At 35.3% G+C, this 15,774-nt stretch carries 15 protein-coding genes, 1 other RNA gene, 1 pseudogene and 1 other annotated feature (1 of these 18 only partly in view); of the genes and pseudogenes, 14 read left to right on the forward strand and 3 right to left on the reverse strand.

The genetic code is table 11. The features are described 5' to 3' along the window. Window positions 1-11 precede the first annotated feature (11 nt). The 3 genes from C568_RS36540 (at window position 12) to ssrA (ending at window position 1,439) form a co-directional block, all read left to right on the forward strand. Window positions 12-221, forward strand: coding sequence for an IS3 family transposase (locus tag C568_RS36540; protein WP_081623636.1), 210 nt, complete (start codon window positions 12-14; stop codon window positions 219-221). Window positions 222-485: 264 nt separating this feature from the next. Beyond that, a complete protein-coding gene (gene smpB / locus C568_RS0122050; RefSeq protein ID WP_001123909.1) occupies window positions 486-953 on the forward strand; it encodes an SsrA-binding protein SmpB in 468 nt (155 codons plus the stop codon). 127 nt (window positions 954-1,080) lie between these two features. Beyond that, window positions 1,081-1,439: a transfer-messenger RNA gene (gene ssrA / locus C568_RS33445) on the forward strand. A 299-nt stretch (window positions 1,440-1,738) separates the two neighbouring features. On the opposite strand, the gene C568_RS0122055 is transcribed toward ssrA, so the two are convergent. The 3 genes from C568_RS0122055 to C568_RS0122070 form a co-directional block, all read right to left on the reverse strand. Then, window positions 1,739-3,232 carry a peptide MFS transporter gene (locus C568_RS0122055; RefSeq protein ID WP_018782732.1) on the reverse strand — a complete coding sequence of 498 codons (1,494 nt, stop codon included), beginning with the start codon at window positions 3,230-3,232 and terminating at the stop codon, window positions 1,739-1,741. Window positions 3,233-3,462: 230 nt separating this feature from the next. Then, window positions 3,463-4,230: an NADH dehydrogenase gene (locus C568_RS0122065; protein WP_018782734.1), complete on the reverse strand. Its 768-nt coding sequence runs from the start codon at window positions 4,228-4,230 to the stop codon at window positions 3,463-3,465. Between the two features lies 1 nt (window position 4,231). Next, on the reverse strand, window positions 4,232-4,561 hold the full coding sequence (locus C568_RS0122070; RefSeq protein WP_003201969.1) for a PadR family transcriptional regulator: 330 nt from the start codon (window positions 4,559-4,561) through the stop codon (window positions 4,232-4,234). 367 nt (window positions 4,562-4,928) lie between these two features. Between C568_RS0122070 and psiE the strand changes: the two genes are divergently transcribed. The 11 genes and pseudogenes from psiE to murB all read left to right on the forward strand — a co-directional run bounded on the left by psiE (window position 4,929) and on the right by murB (window position 15,642). Further along, window positions 4,929-5,333 carry a phosphate-starvation-inducible protein PsiE gene (gene psiE / locus C568_RS0122075; protein ID WP_003201971.1) on the forward strand — a complete coding sequence of 135 codons (405 nt, stop codon included), beginning with the start codon at window positions 4,929-4,931 and terminating at the stop codon, window positions 5,331-5,333. A 261-nt stretch (window positions 5,334-5,594) separates the two neighbouring features. Further along, window positions 5,595-6,113, forward strand: a complete 519-nt coding sequence (gene speG, locus C568_RS0122080) for a spermidine N1-acetyltransferase (RefSeq protein ID WP_016112470.1) — start codon at window positions 5,595-5,597, stop codon at window positions 6,111-6,113. A 181-nt stretch (window positions 6,114-6,294) separates the two neighbouring features. Further along, window positions 6,295-6,462 (forward strand): annotated as a pseudogene (locus tag C568_RS33450) (DUF3955 domain-containing protein); the annotation flags it as partial. A gap of 465 nt (window positions 6,463-6,927) precedes the next feature. Beyond that, window positions 6,928-8,472 carry a spore germination protein gene (locus C568_RS0122090; protein WP_414629868.1) on the forward strand — a complete coding sequence of 515 codons (1,545 nt, stop codon included), beginning with the start codon at window positions 6,928-6,930 and terminating at the stop codon, window positions 8,470-8,472. Next, a complete protein-coding gene (locus tag C568_RS0122095) occupies window positions 8,469-9,575 on the forward strand; it encodes a spore germination protein (protein ID WP_018782736.1) in 1,107 nt (368 codons plus the stop codon). Before C568_RS0122090 ends, C568_RS0122095 begins: the two co-directional genes overlap by 4 nt. Next, complete coding sequence (locus tag C568_RS0122100) at window positions 9,556-10,758, forward strand: Ger(x)C family spore germination protein (RefSeq protein WP_018765078.1); 1,203 nt, start codon at window positions 9,556-9,558, stop codon at window positions 10,756-10,758. The genes C568_RS0122095 and C568_RS0122100 overlap by 20 nt, the downstream gene beginning before the upstream one ends. A 347-nt stretch (window positions 10,759-11,105) precedes the next feature. Further along, a complete protein-coding gene (locus tag C568_RS0122105) occupies window positions 11,106-11,594 on the forward strand; it encodes a YndM family protein (RefSeq protein ID WP_003201983.1) in 489 nt (162 codons plus the stop codon). Window positions 11,595-11,815: 221 nt separating this feature from the next. Continuing rightward, on the forward strand, window positions 11,816-12,211 hold the full coding sequence (locus C568_RS0122110) for an SET domain-containing protein (protein WP_003201985.1): 396 nt from the start codon (window positions 11,816-11,818) through the stop codon (window positions 12,209-12,211). Window positions 12,212-12,325: 114 nt separating this feature from the next. After that, complete coding sequence (locus C568_RS0122115) at window positions 12,326-12,886, forward strand: sigma-70 family RNA polymerase sigma factor (RefSeq protein WP_018782737.1); 561 nt, start codon at window positions 12,326-12,328, stop codon at window positions 12,884-12,886. Then, on the forward strand, window positions 12,856-14,250 hold the full coding sequence (locus tag C568_RS0122120) for a DUF4179 domain-containing protein (protein WP_018782738.1): 1,395 nt from the start codon (window positions 12,856-12,858) through the stop codon (window positions 14,248-14,250). Before C568_RS0122115 ends, C568_RS0122120 begins: the two co-directional genes overlap by 31 nt. Window positions 14,251-14,724: 474 nt before the next feature. Next, complete coding sequence (gene murB / locus C568_RS0122125) at window positions 14,725-15,642, forward strand: UDP-N-acetylmuramate dehydrogenase (RefSeq protein WP_006096450.1); 918 nt, start codon at window positions 14,725-14,727, stop codon at window positions 15,640-15,642. A 127-nt stretch (window positions 15,643-15,769) separates the two neighbouring features. Next, window positions 15,770-15,774, forward strand: a binding site (T-box leader) (it continues 217 nt past the right edge of the window).

The raw sequence follows: 15,774 nt of genomic DNA on the forward strand, positions 1-15,774 counted from the left end.
TGAAGGCTAGTATGTCTCGGAAGGGAAACTGTTGGGACAATGCTTGTATAGAAAACTTCTTCAGCCACTTTAAGTCAGAGTGTTTTCATTTATACTCTTTCCGTAAAGCTGATGAGGTTAAATTTGCCGTGCGCAAATATATACACTTTTATAATCACCAAAGATTTCAAAAGAAATTAAATAACCTGAGTCCATATAAATATAGAACTCAGGTTACTTAGTTGTGCTTTTTGAATACAGTCTACTTGACAGGGGTCACTTCAAGAAGGAGGGCTTTGCTTATATACTGAGCGAAGCCACTTCTTTTCTGGTGGTATCTAGTTAAGGCGGCAAGCTCTTCGTGTTTAAGAACCTTCTGCAAAAGAAGATAAAAAGCATCCTCTATGCGAAAGAACCTTAGCCGATCAGAGCCGAACATTCTGAGCGAGCACTTCCAATTTTTCGTAATTTTTGTTAAAATGGTACAAATAGAGGAGGGACATAAAATGCCAAAAGGTAGTGGTAAGGTTATTGCACAAAATAAAAAAGTATTTCATGATTATTTCATCGACGAAACATACGAAGCAGGGCTTGTCCTTCAAGGAACGGAAATTAAGTCTATTCGCGCCGGACGCGTAAACTTAAAAGATGCTTTCGCACGTATACATAATGGTGAAGTTTGGGTGTATAATATGCATATTAGTCCATATGAGCAAGGGAATCGTTTCAATCACGAGCCGCTTCGTACAAGAAAATTACTTCTTCATAAGAAAGAAATCGACAAGCTAATTGGCTATTCAAAAGAAACAGGTTATACGCTTGTTCCAGTTAAAATCTATTTAAAAAATGGCTTTGCGAAAATGGCACTTGGTGTAGCACGAGGGAAGAAACAATATGATAAGCGTCATGATTTAAAAGAGAAGGAAGCGAAACGCGAAATCGCACGTGCATTCCGTGATCGTCAAAAGATGTAATACAAAAATTTACATTTGTAAAATGTTGAACGTATGATATAATAATTTTTGTAAGGCCAGTTGAACATTGAAAAACAGCTCATTAAGTAGCTATCACGAATATACTTCGTATGCTCCATTCTTATATGGGGACGTTACGGATTCGACAGGGGTAGTTTGAGCTTAAGTTGCGAGTCGAGGGGATCGGCCTCGTTAAAACGTCAAAGCCAATAACTGGCAAACAACAAAACAACTTCGCTTTAGCTGCTTAATACAGCTTAGCGGTTCCTCCCTCCATCGTCCATGTGGTAGGGTAAGGGACTCAAACTAAGTGGACTACGCCGGAGTTCGCCGTCTGAGGACGAAGGAAGAGAACAATCAGACTAGCAACTTGGAAGCCTGTCGATAGGCCGAAGAGTTTGCGAAATGCCAATATATCGACTACACTCGTAGAAGCTTAAGTGCCAATATCTTTGGACGTGGGTTCGACTCCCACCGTCTCCACCAATACATATTTGGTGGTTTTTTTATTTTGTGTGATATGAACCATAAGTTTGCCGGAACGGCAAACTTATGGTTCTTTTTGTTTGTAGTAAAGTGATTGTTCTGAGAAATGAAGTGGATAGAGAATACGATTGTTGAGTGTGTAATGTTTTTATGTAAAAGAATCAAAAAGTGACAATGGCATAAAAAATAATTCCATTTATAAAAAATAAAGAAGTTGGTATAGTACCAGCTTCTTTATTTTTTATGAAATAGATATTGAATTGAAATAACTTATATCGTTGAACGATTCGAGTGACTCTTTACTGAAGTCCTTTCATAAAGCTTTGAATTTTTGTTGATAGCATAAATAAAGTGATACTTACAATAATGGATATAGCTCCAATTACTCCAAAGTAAATGATTTCTGTTGCGGGATTATACAGTTTTACAACTTGTGCATTTATGGCTTGTGCAGATGCGGTAGATAGAAACCATAAACTGATTGTTTGCGCTGAAAAAGCAGCTGGAGCTAATTTTGTTGTTATTGATAATCCAGCAGGCGATAAACAAACTTCCCCAATTACGATTAACAAAAAGCTAAGAACTAGCCATATAGGGCTTGCTAGAGATTCTGTACCGTTAATAAAGGCAGGGATCATCATGATTAAAAATGACAATCCGGCAAAAAGTAATCCAATAGCGAATTTTTTAGGAGTGGAAGGTTGTTTTGTATTCAGTTTTACCCAAATCCACGCGAATATTGGTGCTAGTATTACTATAAATATAGGACTTAATGATTGGAACCATGCAGGTTGTATTTTAAATCCAGCGAATTGTAACTGAGTTCGTTGATCTGCATATGTTGCTAAAATAATTGCACCTTGTTCTTGTATCGCCCAAAATATCGCAGCTGAAATAAATAGGGGTATATAAGCAAGCAGGCGAGAACGTTCAACTTTAGTGGTTTTTGGACTACGATACATATAAATAAAGTAACAAGTAGGAATAATAATTCCTAAGATACTAATTAAAAAAGTAAAACGATTAATCGTTAATATACCCGTTGGTATTGTAATAGCACATAAAAGTATGATTACAATGATACTGATGCTAAAGTGTTTAATAGTTTTTTTTCTTTCAATATCTGTTAAAGGGTTTGGCACTTGAGTGCCAGCTACTCCAAGAGTCTTTTTTTTCGTAAAAACAAATAGTATTAAACCTATTACCATACCAATTGCTGCGACTCCGAAACCAAGATGGAAGTTATATTGTTGTCCTAATGTACCGACAACTAAAGGAGCTACAAGAGCACCTAAATTAATACCCATATAAAAAATACTAAAACCAGAGTCTCGGCGTGTGTCTGATTCATGATATAAATTTCCGACAATGTTAGAGATATTTGGTTTTAATAATCCTGTCCCAAGTATTAAAAATACCATGGAAATAAATAAAGTAATGATACTACCCGGCAATGCTAGAATAAGGTGGCCAATCATAATTAAAACTCCACCCCAAAAGACCGTTTTGCTTGAACCGAGTAAACGATCAGAGACCCAGCCGCCGATAACACTGGACATGTATAATAGAGAGCCGTAAATTGCCATGATTGAAGTGGCAGTAGCTTGATCAAGTCCTAATCCACCTTTTGCGATGGAATAATACATATAGTAAAGTAAAATAGCTCTCATTCCATAATAAGAAAATCTTTCCCAAAACTCGGTGAAAAATAAAGTGAATAAACCTTTAGGGTGACCAAAAAAACCTTGTTGAGGGATACTCTCCATCATTGTTTGTTTTTCTTTCATATCCATACCGCTTTCTCCTTCGTATATTTATATATTATTTTAGTATAACGTAAATGTTTAGGAATGAAAGTAGAATATTTAAAAGTATCTTGTTTAAATTTATCCCGCATTAACGGACAGTAACACTCCCACCTCAAAATTCAGCGAAAGCAAAGAAGTTAGGTGAGAGATCAATCGCCCATAAAAGCCCGATTAGTGAGGAGGAATAATCAGTGGAATAGAAAGAAAACCACTTCCTAAGTATTGGAAGTGGTTTTCGCCTTCTTGTAGAAATAGATTACTAGCAAAATACCTATGACGATACTAATGATAATCGTTAGTGTAATATACATGGGATCTTTATTAATTTCAGGTGGAATAACGTGCTCTAAAAGTGGACCAATGCCCATCGTGAATGCTGCCCCAATTATTAACCATGATTTTGTATATGATGCAAAAAGAATAAAAATAAGGACACATATACTAGTGATGATATAGTTTTGCATAGTAGTCGCTACAAAGTAATCTGTATCAAGTCGTCCATCTAACCAAAAATAAAAAGCAACCCATCCGCCGATGGTAATAAGATGAGCTACTATTAAAAGAAAAATTGTGTTTTTTCTAGATGGGTATACTTTTGGAAGTCCTTTAAATAGCGTAAATGCAAATATAGCAAGGGCCAAGAATAAAGGTAATGATCCAAATAACAATATGTTTTGTGAAATTTTGAACTGCCCTCTTACTGCTGGAGCAAAGCACATAGAAGCAACGATAACTAAAATCGCTGCAGGAATGATGACGAGCAATCCTTCCTTGTCTACAGGTAGTTCTTTCCCAATATTCTTCATGTGCTGTTTACGACTTTTTCCAATAATATGATCAACATTCTGGCCTCTTTGTTCAGCTTCTGTTAAATGAACTTCTAGTTCGTCTACTATTGCATTTATATCTTCATCTTTTTTTCCGCGTTGCAGTAAGTACATTCTGAGTTCAATTAAAAATTGTTCAGACTTTGTTGATAACATTCTATTCGCCCCCTTTATTAATCACTTTTTCAACAGATAGCTTTAAATCAGTCCAGCGCTCTTTGAAGTTGTTTAATTCTTTCTCCCCTAATTCTGATAGCTGATAGTACTTCCGCTTAGGGCCAGCAGTTGATTCCCTTAATACGCTCGTAACCAATCCTTCTTTTTGCATACGTAATAGTAATGGATAGATCGTGCCCTCACTAAAAGAGTGAAAACCATAGCTATGTAATTTCTCTGTTAATTCGTAACCGTATATTTCACCTTCTTGAATAATGGCTAAAATACAACCATCCAAAATTCCTTTTAGCATTTGCGTTGAGTCAGCCATTTTAGCCCTCCTGTTCGTATATCTTTATATATATCTTGTAATACAAGGTATATAATTGTGAGGATACCTTGCAATGCAAGTGTTGTAATAAAGGTAACATAAAATTAACTTGTAATGCAAGGTATGTGAATTTAATTTCAATGGTATTTCTCAATGTGCATATAAGTATGCTTTACAGGATTATGTACTTATTTTAGGAGTGATGATTATCAATTGATAATTTATGAATATTAAATAAAATTAATTCATACGATAAGACTTGCTTATACGAGGAAGAAACTACGATTTAACGCTTCTGCAATTTATATAGCAGGATAATTTTGCTATAATATATGAGCATGACATATACGTAGAGGAGTGCTAGAAAATGCGATCATTTAATGTCGATGACTTTATTGCCAGTGTTTTACAATGGATATTAAATACAGCTTTAATCATATTATCCATTGTTCTATCTATCTTTTTAATTAATGAAACAATTACATTTATACAATACATATTTTCCGCAAAGAAATACACATCCTATAAATTAGTTGAAAGTATTATTGTTTACTTTTTATACTTTGAATTTATTGCATTGATTATTAAATATTTTAAATCGAATTATCATTTTCCATTACGTTATTTTATTTACATAGGAATTACAGCTCTAATTCGATTAATTATTGTTTCTCATGAAGAGCCATTTGAAACATTATTATATGCAGGATCTATTCTCATTTTAGTGATTGCTTTATATATATCTAATATGAGGGATTTGAAGAAACATTAAATATGATTTTGATGCAAAGCTATATCGTATATGAAACCACTTTTGCATGAATTACATAAAGCATACTAAAAAGTAGTGCAGACCAAGGTATTGGTTCGCACTACTTTTTTCATTCTAGTGATGAAAAGAGACAAAATGTATGTTTACTTCCTCCTTGACCTTCAAGTTACTTGAAGGATTAGAATGTGAGTAGAGAGTTGTAAGGGAGCGTTTTGAAGTGAAAACTGTTGAGAAATGAAATGAAGAATGGAGATTGAAAAAATGAGTCAAGAACCTAAACTGCGCCCATTAGAACGAGAAGACTTGAAATTTGTTCATGAACTTAACAACAATGCACATATTATGTCTTATTGGTTTGAAGAACCTTATGAAGCTTTTGTGGAGTTGCAGGATCTATATGATAAGCACATTCATGATCAAAGTGAACGTCGATTTATAGTAGAAAAAGATAATAATATGATTGGATTAGTTGAATTAGTGGAGATTGATTACATTCATCGAAGAACAGAATTTCAAATTATCATTGATCCAAAGTATCAAGGGTATGGTTATGCAGCGTGCGCAACCCGTTTAGCGATGAATTACGCCTTTTCAGTTTTAAATATGCACAAACTTTATTTAGTAGTGGATAAAGAAAATGAAAAAGCTACGCATATTTACAAAAAAGTCGGTTTTACGATTGAAGGCGAGTTACAAGATGAATTTTTTGTTGATGGTAACTACCATAATGCAATCAGAATGTGTATTTTCCAGCATCAATATTTAGAAATGAAATCATAAGTTTTAATGTATGATGAAAAACAAATATTTATCCCGCATTAACGGACAGTAACACTCCCATCTCAAAATTCAGCGAAAGCAAAGAAGTTAGGTGGGAGATGAACTGTACGTAAAAGCCCGATTGGTGAGGGCTAATAATCAGTGGGGGATGGAGAAAACCTCCACTGATTAAAGTTTCACTTTATGCTTAGTTATCTATAGTATGATTGGCTCAAGAGTGGAACCAGACGGTACTTTGGTGGAGCCTTTCTTCTTAATTCCATTAAGTTATTTATTTGTTTTTAGTGATATTATTGCAATATTGTTTGTGGCTATCATTTCGATGTTCAAAAAAGGGAAACTTAATTAATTCAATTGATGTACCGTTTTAGATGTATAAAAGGAAGTATAACTTAGGGTTATGCTTCTTTTTTGATTGCCAAAGGGTATGCTTCATCGTTAGTAATAAACAAAGAAGGCTCAATCTTTATAAAAAGATGGGCTTTTTTGTCTAATCATACATCCAATTATAAGTTTTTGATAGTAGAAGGCTAATATCAACAAGAAAGTAATGATAAAGCTTTGAATGGATTAAATTTCCGTACATCAGACATAATAATGCTTAAGAAATTCCAATTAGGGTGAGAAATCGCAGTGTCAACTGCGGATATTGGGTGATTAAAATGTGGAAAATGCTTGTTTCTTATCTTCCAGATTGGAAAGTGTTTGTGCAAACTTTTATAGTATTTTTCGTTCCTTATGTGACCTCAAGAGTTTTTAGTTGGATCCGTACATTAGAGAAAGAGTGATGAGGATGAAAGAGAAGGAATCAAAGATGAGGCAACAAACCGATACATATCAGGATAAGCCTTTTCAAAACGTAACAGATTATTTTACAGGCGATTTTACCTTGGATCTAGAGCTTGTAAAAAAAGAAGTTAGTTATAACTCGGATGCCCACTTTCGAGAGTTTAACATAGGGGGGACAAATATTCGAGCGGCGCTTGTTTTTGTGGAAGGACTGTCGGATAAGGATCTCATTAATATGCATATTTTGAAGTCATTGATGTTTAATTTTTATGAAGAATATAAGAGTGCACCATCTTATGTGGAAGGTACCATTTCAAAAGAGTTTATTAAGAATCGCGTCCTTTCTATTAGTGAGGTAGAAGAAGTCTATTCTATAAAAGAGTTGATGGCAAAAGTGTTGATAGGTTCAACGGCACTTTTAGTTGATGGATTAGCAGGTGTATTAATTCTTGGTACAAAAAAAGGAAAAACACGCAATGTTGAAGAGCCGATATCAGAGGGATCAGTTAGAGGTCCACGGGTAGGTTTCACAGAAGTTTTGTCTGATAATACCGCTCTTTTACGGCTACATGGCGAAAACGAGGGATTGTCATTAACAAAATTTCATGTAGGAGAGCGGGCAAAAAAAGAGTTGGTTATTGCCTATATGAAAGAGATTGCTGATTCGGAATTGGTAGAAGAGGTTAAGAAAAGAATTCAGAAAATCAATATTGATAATGTGCCAGAATCAGGATATGTGGAGCAGCTCATCGAAGATAATTACCTCAGCCCGTTTCCACAAGCACAGAGTACGGAGCGCCCTGATCGCGTCATCGCAGCGTTGATGGAAGGGCGTGTTGCGATTTTATTGGATGGAACACCTTTTGCCCTGATTGTTCCAGTTACATTTAGCATGCTGATGCAATCGCCCGAAGATTATTATGAACGTTGGATTCCAGGCACGTTTATCCGTTTATTGCGTTTTGGAGCAGCTATTATTTCTCTTTTTGCACCTGCTTTGTACATTTCCTTTATCTCATTTCATCCTGGATTAATTCCGACCAAGTTGGCTATTTCAATTCTTGGGGGACGGGAAGGAGTTCCGTTTCCTGCAATTATAGAAGCATTATTTATGGAAATCGCCATCGAGATTTTGCGGGAAGCAGGGCTACGCCTGCCTAAGCCGATTGGTTCAGCGATGGGAATTGTCGGTGGATTAATCATTGGACAGGCTGCCGTAGAAGCGGGAATTATTAGTCCAATTATGGTAATTGTAGTAGCGGCCACTGCTATTTCTTCCTTTGCGCTCCCTCATTATAGTACAGCAATTCCACTACGGATCCTTCGCTTTGTAGCTATGTTTTGCGCTGCCATATTTGGACTATACGGAGTCATTCTGTTTTTTCTCGTTCTATGCAGTCATATAGCGAGATTGAAGAGTTTCGGCGTACCATATGCCAGTCCAGCTGTTGTTTATCATTTAAGCGATTGGAAAGATTTCATGATTCGCATGCCACTTCAGATGATGAAACGTCGTCCAAAAATGATGAATATGAAAGATTCGATACGAAAAGGAAGTGAAGAGGGATGATTACCAACTCTAAAGATCGAATTCCGACTTCGCAAGCGGCTGTCATTCTTATCAATTATATACTCGCAGTAGGAATTCTCACCTTGCCCAGAACAGCTGCTGAGAAAGTAAACACACCAGATGTTTGGATAACTGTTATTTTAGGCGGATTAATTGCGATGGTTGCAGGGATAATCATGGTCAAATTAAGTCAACAATTTCCTGGAAAAACATTTTATCAATATAATCAAGAAATTGTAGGGAAATGGGTAGGAGCGATACTTAGTCTATTTATTGTAGGTTACTTTTTTATGCTTTCTTCATTTGAAGTCAAAACGCTGGAAGGAATAACAAGTTTCTTTTTACTGGAAGGAACACCTGGATGGGCTATTATCATGCCATTTATGTGGGTGAGTCTCTATTTAAACCTAGGCGGAATAAACTCGATAGCACGTTTATTTGAAATTATATTTCCAATTACAGTCTTTATTTTCTTGCTTACTTCCTTTATGAGCATTGGAATATTTGAGATAGACAATCTTCGTCCTGTATTAGGGTTAGGGATTATCCCAGTACTAAAAGGCTTAAAAACAACAACGCTTGCATATTCAGGTGGCGAAATCATGTTGCTCCTTTTGGCATTTATGAAACAACCACGCCAAGCTGTAAAAGTCGTTCTAATCGGAACTGCTATTCCCTTAATTTTTTATGTCATTACAGTTGTGATGGTTATAGGAACGTTTTCTGTCGATGGGGTATTAATGAGAACATGGCCTACGATCGATCTTATGCGAAGTTTTGAACTCCCTGGTTTGATATTTGAGCGATTTGAGTCTTTATTACTTGTGATATGGATTATGCAAATCTTCGCAACTTATACAATTTGCTATTATGCTGCTGCTTTGGGACTGGCACAGCTCTTTAATAAAAATATTCATTCCTTTTTGTATGGGTTACTCCCGGTTATTTATATCGTTTCTCAAATTCCGAAAAACATTAATGATCTATTTAAATTGGGGGATGTGATTGGTAATGCGGCGATGATATTATTTGGTATCCTACCACTGCTTCTCCTTGTAATTTCAAGATGGAGGAAGAGAAAGAATGAACCGAAGTGTGAATAATGTACGACTTCTTTTGGCTTTATCATCAGTTCTTTTGCTGTTGGCTCTTACAGGGTGTTGGAGCAGTCGTGAAATTGAAGAGCAGGGGTTCGCGGTAGGGCTGGCATTTGATAAAGGGAAGGAGACGAAAGTTGAGAAAGAGATAGAAGAACATGGAGGAGGTTATCGAAAAAGGAATCTTATAACATCGACCTATCAGTTTGTTAAACCAGAATTATCAGGTAAAGGAAAGGGTGGAGGGGGACAACAAAAAGCCTACACGAATATTTCTGAAACCGGAGATTCTCTTCACCAATCGATTCGTGAAGTCGCATTAAGAAGGCAGCGTCCTATAATCTTCCATCACACGAAAGTGATTGTTGTTAGTGAAAGTCTTGCACGAATGTATAGTTTGAAGCAGTTACTGGATATTTACATCCGTGATAATGAGATGAGACCAAGTTGCCTCGTGTTAATTAGTAAGGGGCGAGCTAGTGAGACATTGAAATCGAGGGAAGCAGGAGAAATTCCAGCGTTCCTTTTGATTGGAATTGGGGATAATCAATATAGATCATCACGGATTTTACCTCCCGTGCCGCTTGCTAAATTACCAGGAAAGATCCATTCAGGGGCTAGTTTTCTTTTGCCAAATGTGATTTCGATAAATGGAGAAGTGAAATTTGCGGGGGCTGCCGTAATCAAAGGAAAGACAAAAAAGCTGCGCGGTTTTTTGAATGAAAATGAGTTAGAAGGCTTAACATGGATAACTGGGAAAGGGAAAAGCGGTTTGGTGAAAAGTTTTGATGAAAAGACAGGAAAGCCCATCCTGTATGAAGTGAAATCTATGAAAAGTAAAATCCAACCCCACGTTAAAGGAAATAACATCTCTTTTGATGTGAACATCCAATCAGAGGGACGGCTATCTGAAAACTGGGTCGCTTCAGGAGAACCTTTTGAAAATAAATTTCTAAGAAGTGTAGAAAAATCTGCGGAACAAGAAGTGAATCGATTGGTGAAGCGGACATTAAAAAAGATTCAAAAGGAATATCAGGTCGATGTCGCTGGCTTCGGTAACAGATTAAAAATTGAGTATCCAAAAGTATGGAAAAAGGTCGAAAAAGATTGGGATAAAACATTTAGTAAGGTTCCAATCAAATATAGCGTAAAGTTAACTATTGAGGACTATGGTACGGAAGGGACTTAGAAGTGAGATTCTTTATCCCGCATTAACGGACAGTAACACTCCCACTTCAAAATTCAGTGAAAGCAAAGAAGTTAGGTGGGAGATGAACTGTCCGCAAAAGCCCGATTGGTGAGGGCTAATAATCAGTGGAGGGTGGAGAAAACCCCCACTGATTAAAGTTTCACTTTATTGCATGACATAGTATGAGATAAATGAAAAAATGTTGGTGGAATAGTGAGTGACCTTCCGCCAACATTTTTTTTGTTTATAATTTCCTGTATGTTTTTACAGTACGAACACAATCTAATATAAGGTATAAAAATGAAAATTTTATTTCTAAATGAAAGCTGGAAAATGGAGGAGCACGAATGAAACATATTGTTGCTTTATTAATCAAATATACTGCAATTAGTGCTGTGTTACTCATGATATTAAGTATTTTTCAAGGTGTTTCTATTCCTAGGGTTTTGTTTATTTCGTTAGTAATTACAGGAGTAGCCTATCTAATTGGAGACTTGTTTATTTTGCCTAAGTATGGAAATACGGTTGCTACAATTGTTGACTTTGGATTAAGTTTTTTAGGAATTTGGGTATTAACTTATTTTCTTACAAATGTTAATGTGCCTCGTGGCATTACAGCAGCTTCATTTTGGTCGGCTCTTCTTATTGGTGTAGTAGAAATACTTTTTCATATCTATATGAAGAGATTGGTTCTACATGAAGATGACCAGTTACGAGGAGTATCTTACCATAAGAGATATGCTACGGAATTCTCAGAGGAGTATATAGATCACGCTATAATACAAAAAAAGCGTTTATCTGAGAAGGTAGAAGATCGAGATAATGAATGGAAATAAAAAGTGGCTTTAGTCACTTTTTATCATTTAATTATATATGATCTAGGGATTAATGGAATATTAGCTCCCATTTATATAAAAAGGAAAAATAAAACCAATTGCTTTTCTTCTCATTATCTGCCAAGCTTAAGGAGATAAAGTGAAACTTCCATTAGTGGGGTCTTACTGCCCGTTAATGCGGGACAAAATACTTCAGAGAAAGAAATGTATAGGTGAAGAATATGATTGAAATCAAGACTTCCGCACTTAGCGATGGAGAATTTAATAGAGGAGTATTCGCAAAGCGTGATATAAAAAAGGGCGAACTTCTACACGAAGCACCCGTTATCTCTTATCCGAATGAACAGCATGAGTTTATAGAGAAAACATTACTTGCTGATTACGCATTTGAGTATGGAGTGAATCATACGGCAATTCTTTTAGGTTACGGTATGTTATTTAATCATTCTTATACGCCGAATGCGACGTATGAGATCGTTTTTGAGAATCACACGTTTAAATTCTTTGCTTACAAGGATATAAAAGCAGGAGAAGAAATTCTGATCAACTATAATGGTGATGTTGATGATGATGAATTATTATGGTTTGATAGGGAAAAAGAAGAAAACGATAAATAATTAAGTGTAAAAAGAGCACATTCGATTGGATGTGCTCTTTTGTATGGAACAAAAATAAATTTTTGAAACCAAACTGCCCTTCTATCTATCTAATAAATGAAAGGAGGGGATACGATGGATGAAATAAAGTTAGTCAAAAAGGCAAGAAAAGGTGACGAAGCAGCTTTCGAACAGCTTATTAGTTTATATCAAGATCAATTGTATCGGACTGCTTATCTGTATGTACAGAATAAAGAAGATGCACTAGATATTGTACAAGAAACGGTTTATAAAGCGTATTTATCCATAGAGCAATTAAAGAAACCGAACTATTTTTTGACATGGTTGACACGTATTCTTATACATAATGCCTATCAGCTATTAAGTGAAAAGAAAAAAGTGAAGAAGATAGAGGACGGAAGAGAAGCGGATACATATGGCGAGATGCCAAATAAATTACATCAAATTGAACAAAATATCGACTTACAAGAAGCAATTCAAAAATTGGATGAAAATTATCAAACAGTAATCATTTTATATTATTATCATGATCTTTCAATCAATAAAATTGCCTGGCAAATGAATATACCAGAGGGAACAGTAAAGACATATTTGCACCGGGCAAGAAAAGCGTTAAAAAATTTATTAGGGGGGAGTGAAGAGAATTGGATAAGCAGTGGTTTAATGACGAGGTAAATAAAATTGATGTTCCAAAAAAAGAATTAAATTTGACTATACAAAAAGGGATTGCTAGAGCGAAGGCGGAAAAACCTGTTAAAAGAACATATAAGAAAAGAAGAATCGCTTTGTTAACTGCCGCTTCAATCTGTATAGGTGTATTAGGCTCTGGATTTGTGTTTCCACAAATGAGCCGTGTCTTGGCGGAAGTTCCGATTATCGGGAAAATTTATTCGCATTTTCATGATACAATTGGTCAAAATCTGTCGGCAAGTAAGCTTGTAACAGAGTTAAATCAGCGGGCGGTGAGCAATGGGATTAGCGTAACAATGAATAGTGTTTATTATGATGGTGGTAGAATTGGCGTTACGTTTAAAGTAGATAATCCAGATCAAGTAGTGATAAAAAATAATCCTGGTAGTGGTTTTTATTATAACTTTAAACTTGTTGATGGAAGCCAAAAGTGGGGGAGGGCAGCTTCATTTGATGGCAAAATAACAAAAGACGGTTGGTTCGGAAATATTCATATTAATTATCCAGAAAAAGAGCTTCCCCAAAATACTACATTACCAATTACCATTACGTCTATCGGAGACACAAAAGGGATTTGGAAATTTGATATTCCAGTAAAGCAACTAGAAAATAAAATGATTAACCCGCAGCAATCCGTAAGTAGTGAAGATAAAGAACATACATTTAACTTTGAAAAGATTACAGTGGGAAAGGGATCCGTTGCTATCGACTATAAAGCAATGTATCCACTTGCCGGAGAAAATGATTTAGCAAGAATTGGAAAGGTAACTGATGATAAGGGGAATGAAATTGATTTTAAAACGTCGGGTATTGAATTTGGAAGAGAAAAGGTTGGAAATCAGATAGAATCTGATGAACGATCTATTTTCGGGAAAATTCCAGAGGGAGCGGAATTTATTACGCTACATCCGAATGTGAGATTATCTGAAAAGCCGTCTATTCAGGCTTTAAATCAAAAGACACCATTTGAAATACAAAGCACTCGTAGTGATTTAAAGATTGTCGTGAATAAAATTCAACATAAAAAACAGCGATTAATCGTACAGTATACACTTCAAAATGCCGATACAAAACATAAATCTATGGATGAATTGATAAATTGTGGGGAAGTTATGAATTTAATGGATTCTTCATATGTAGATAAGGAATTTGCACCAATTGGTCATGTTGTAAAGGGCAGTGATGTGAAGGTATTGAATAAGGAGAAGTTACAATTCCAGGCAACGTTTCAGCTAGATGGCGAATATGGTGTGAAGAATTTTAGTTTAAAGAATTATGTATTAGAAGTGGAGATGTCACCATATCATCCTGAAAAACCATTATCGCCAGTCAAAATTCAATTAAAATAATCGAAAAAAGGATGCCCTTAACATATAAGGAGGCATCCTTTTATATTACAAGAGCCTTACAGTTTTGTAATGTCTATTTTTGATATGACAAAATATAGACATTTTTATCAGTTTGAAAAGTTCCATCTTTAAACATATTTTTTCGCATTGACATGCGATATAATAGAGTTTTGTAAAGGAAGAGATTAGATTTTAAATTTTTCTATCTTAAACTTGATTATACCGGAAAATTTTTGAAGGTAAAGTTTTCTTCTCGATTTTTTGATAAGATAGAGACGGAAGCTATCTTACTAAACTATTTAGGTAATCTATGTGGTGGCCGATTATCTACTTATTTTCAGCATGGCATTACATGTAGTGTAGTGAATGAATTTGTAAGCGAAATGGAAGAGAATAAGAGAACTAGTTTTAAGAATGCTGGAACTATCGAGAGGATAGGCCATTAATTATTAATAGAAATAGAGGAATCATAGAATGAATATGCAGGAAGTATATAAATATTTACGTACAGTATTACCGGAAGAACATGTAAAACAAGATGAGATGTTAAAGAATCATACGCATATAAAAGTAGGGGGAAAAGCAGATGTGTTTGTACAGCCTACTACCTATACTGAAATTCAACAAGTTGTACAGTATGCAAATAAACACAACATTCCAATTACGTTTTTAGGAAACGGCTCGAATGTCATTATAAAAGACGGTGGTATTCGTGGAATTACATTAAGTTTGACTCATATTACGGATGTTACTGTGAACGAGCAGACAATTGTAGCACAAAGTGGTGCAGCGATTATTGATATATCAAGAATAGCATTAGAACATTCTTTAACAGGGCTTGAATTTGCTTGTGGTATACCGGGATCTGTTGGGGGAGCTCTATATATGAATGCAGGTGCATACGGTGGTGAGGTAGCATATGTATTAACAAAAGCGGTTGTCATGACAAAAGAGGGAGAGCTAATTACTCTTTCAAAAGACGACTTTGATTTTGGATATCGTAAAAGTAGATTTGCCAATAATCATTACATCATACTTGAAGCTACATTTGAACTTGAGAATGGTGTATATGAAGAGATTAAAGAAAAAATGGATGATTTAACGTATAAAAGAGAATCGAAACAGCCATTAGAATATCCTTCATGCGGTAGTGTTTTCAAGCGTCCGCCTAATAACTTTGCTGGTAAGCTTATTCAAGACTCTGAACTACAAGGAACGCGAATTGGCGGTGTGGAAGTTTCAACAAAACATGCTGGATTCATGGTAAACGTTGATAATGGAACGGCGCAAGATTATATCGATTTAATTCATTTCGTTCAAAAGACAGTTAAAGAGAAATTTGGTGTTACGTTAGAAAGAGAAGTAAGGATTATTGGAGAAGATTTAAAGTAAAAGGTTTAAGGAATAAATGGCGTAATATATTTATTTTTTTATGCTACAAGAAATAAATTGTGAATATTTTTTGGGCATAATTGACAATGTGTTTTCAATTCACTATAATTGGCTATAATTTAACATATTAAA

Source organism: Bacillus sp. 95MFCvi2.1, assembly GCF_000374965.1.
Classification (GTDB): domain Bacteria; phylum Bacillota; class Bacilli; order Bacillales; family Bacillaceae_G; genus Bacillus_A; species Bacillus_A pseudomycoides.

Bases quoted from the DNA above. Each gene is read 5' to 3' on its own strand.
- C568_RS36540 (WP_081623636.1), top strand. From the start codon at position 12: ATGTCTCGGAAGGGAAACTGTTGGGACAATGCTTGTATAGAAAACTTC.
- smpB (WP_001123909.1), top strand. From the start codon at position 486: ATGCCAAAAGGTAGTGGTAAGGTTATTGCACAAAATAAAAAAGTATTT.
- C568_RS0122055 (WP_018782732.1), bottom strand. From the start codon at position 3,232: ATGGATATGAAAGAAAAACAAACAATGATGGAGAGTATCCCTCAACAA.
- C568_RS0122065 (WP_018782734.1), bottom strand. From the start codon at position 4,230: ATGTTATCAACAAAGTCTGAACAATTTTTAATTGAACTCAGAATGTAC.
- C568_RS0122070 (WP_003201969.1), bottom strand. From the start codon at position 4,561: ATGGCTGACTCAACGCAAATGCTAAAAGGAATTTTGGATGGTTGTATT.
- psiE (WP_003201971.1), top strand. From the start codon at position 4,929: ATGCGATCATTTAATGTCGATGACTTTATTGCCAGTGTTTTACAATGG.
- speG (WP_016112470.1), top strand. From the start codon at position 5,595: ATGAGTCAAGAACCTAAACTGCGCCCATTAGAACGAGAAGACTTGAAA.
- C568_RS0122090 (WP_414629868.1), top strand. From the start codon at position 6,928: ATGAGGCAACAAACCGATACATATCAGGATAAGCCTTTTCAAAACGTA.
- C568_RS0122095 (WP_018782736.1), top strand. From the start codon at position 8,469: ATGATTACCAACTCTAAAGATCGAATTCCGACTTCGCAAGCGGCTGTC.
- C568_RS0122100 (WP_018765078.1), top strand. From the start codon at position 9,556: ATGAACCGAAGTGTGAATAATGTACGACTTCTTTTGGCTTTATCATCA.
- C568_RS0122105 (WP_003201983.1), top strand. From the start codon at position 11,106: ATGAAACATATTGTTGCTTTATTAATCAAATATACTGCAATTAGTGCT.
- C568_RS0122110 (WP_003201985.1), top strand. From the start codon at position 11,816: ATGATTGAAATCAAGACTTCCGCACTTAGCGATGGAGAATTTAATAGA.
- C568_RS0122115 (WP_018782737.1), top strand. From the start codon at position 12,326: ATGGATGAAATAAAGTTAGTCAAAAAGGCAAGAAAAGGTGACGAAGCA.
- murB (WP_006096450.1), top strand. From the start codon at position 14,725: ATGAATATGCAGGAAGTATATAAATATTTACGTACAGTATTACCGGAA.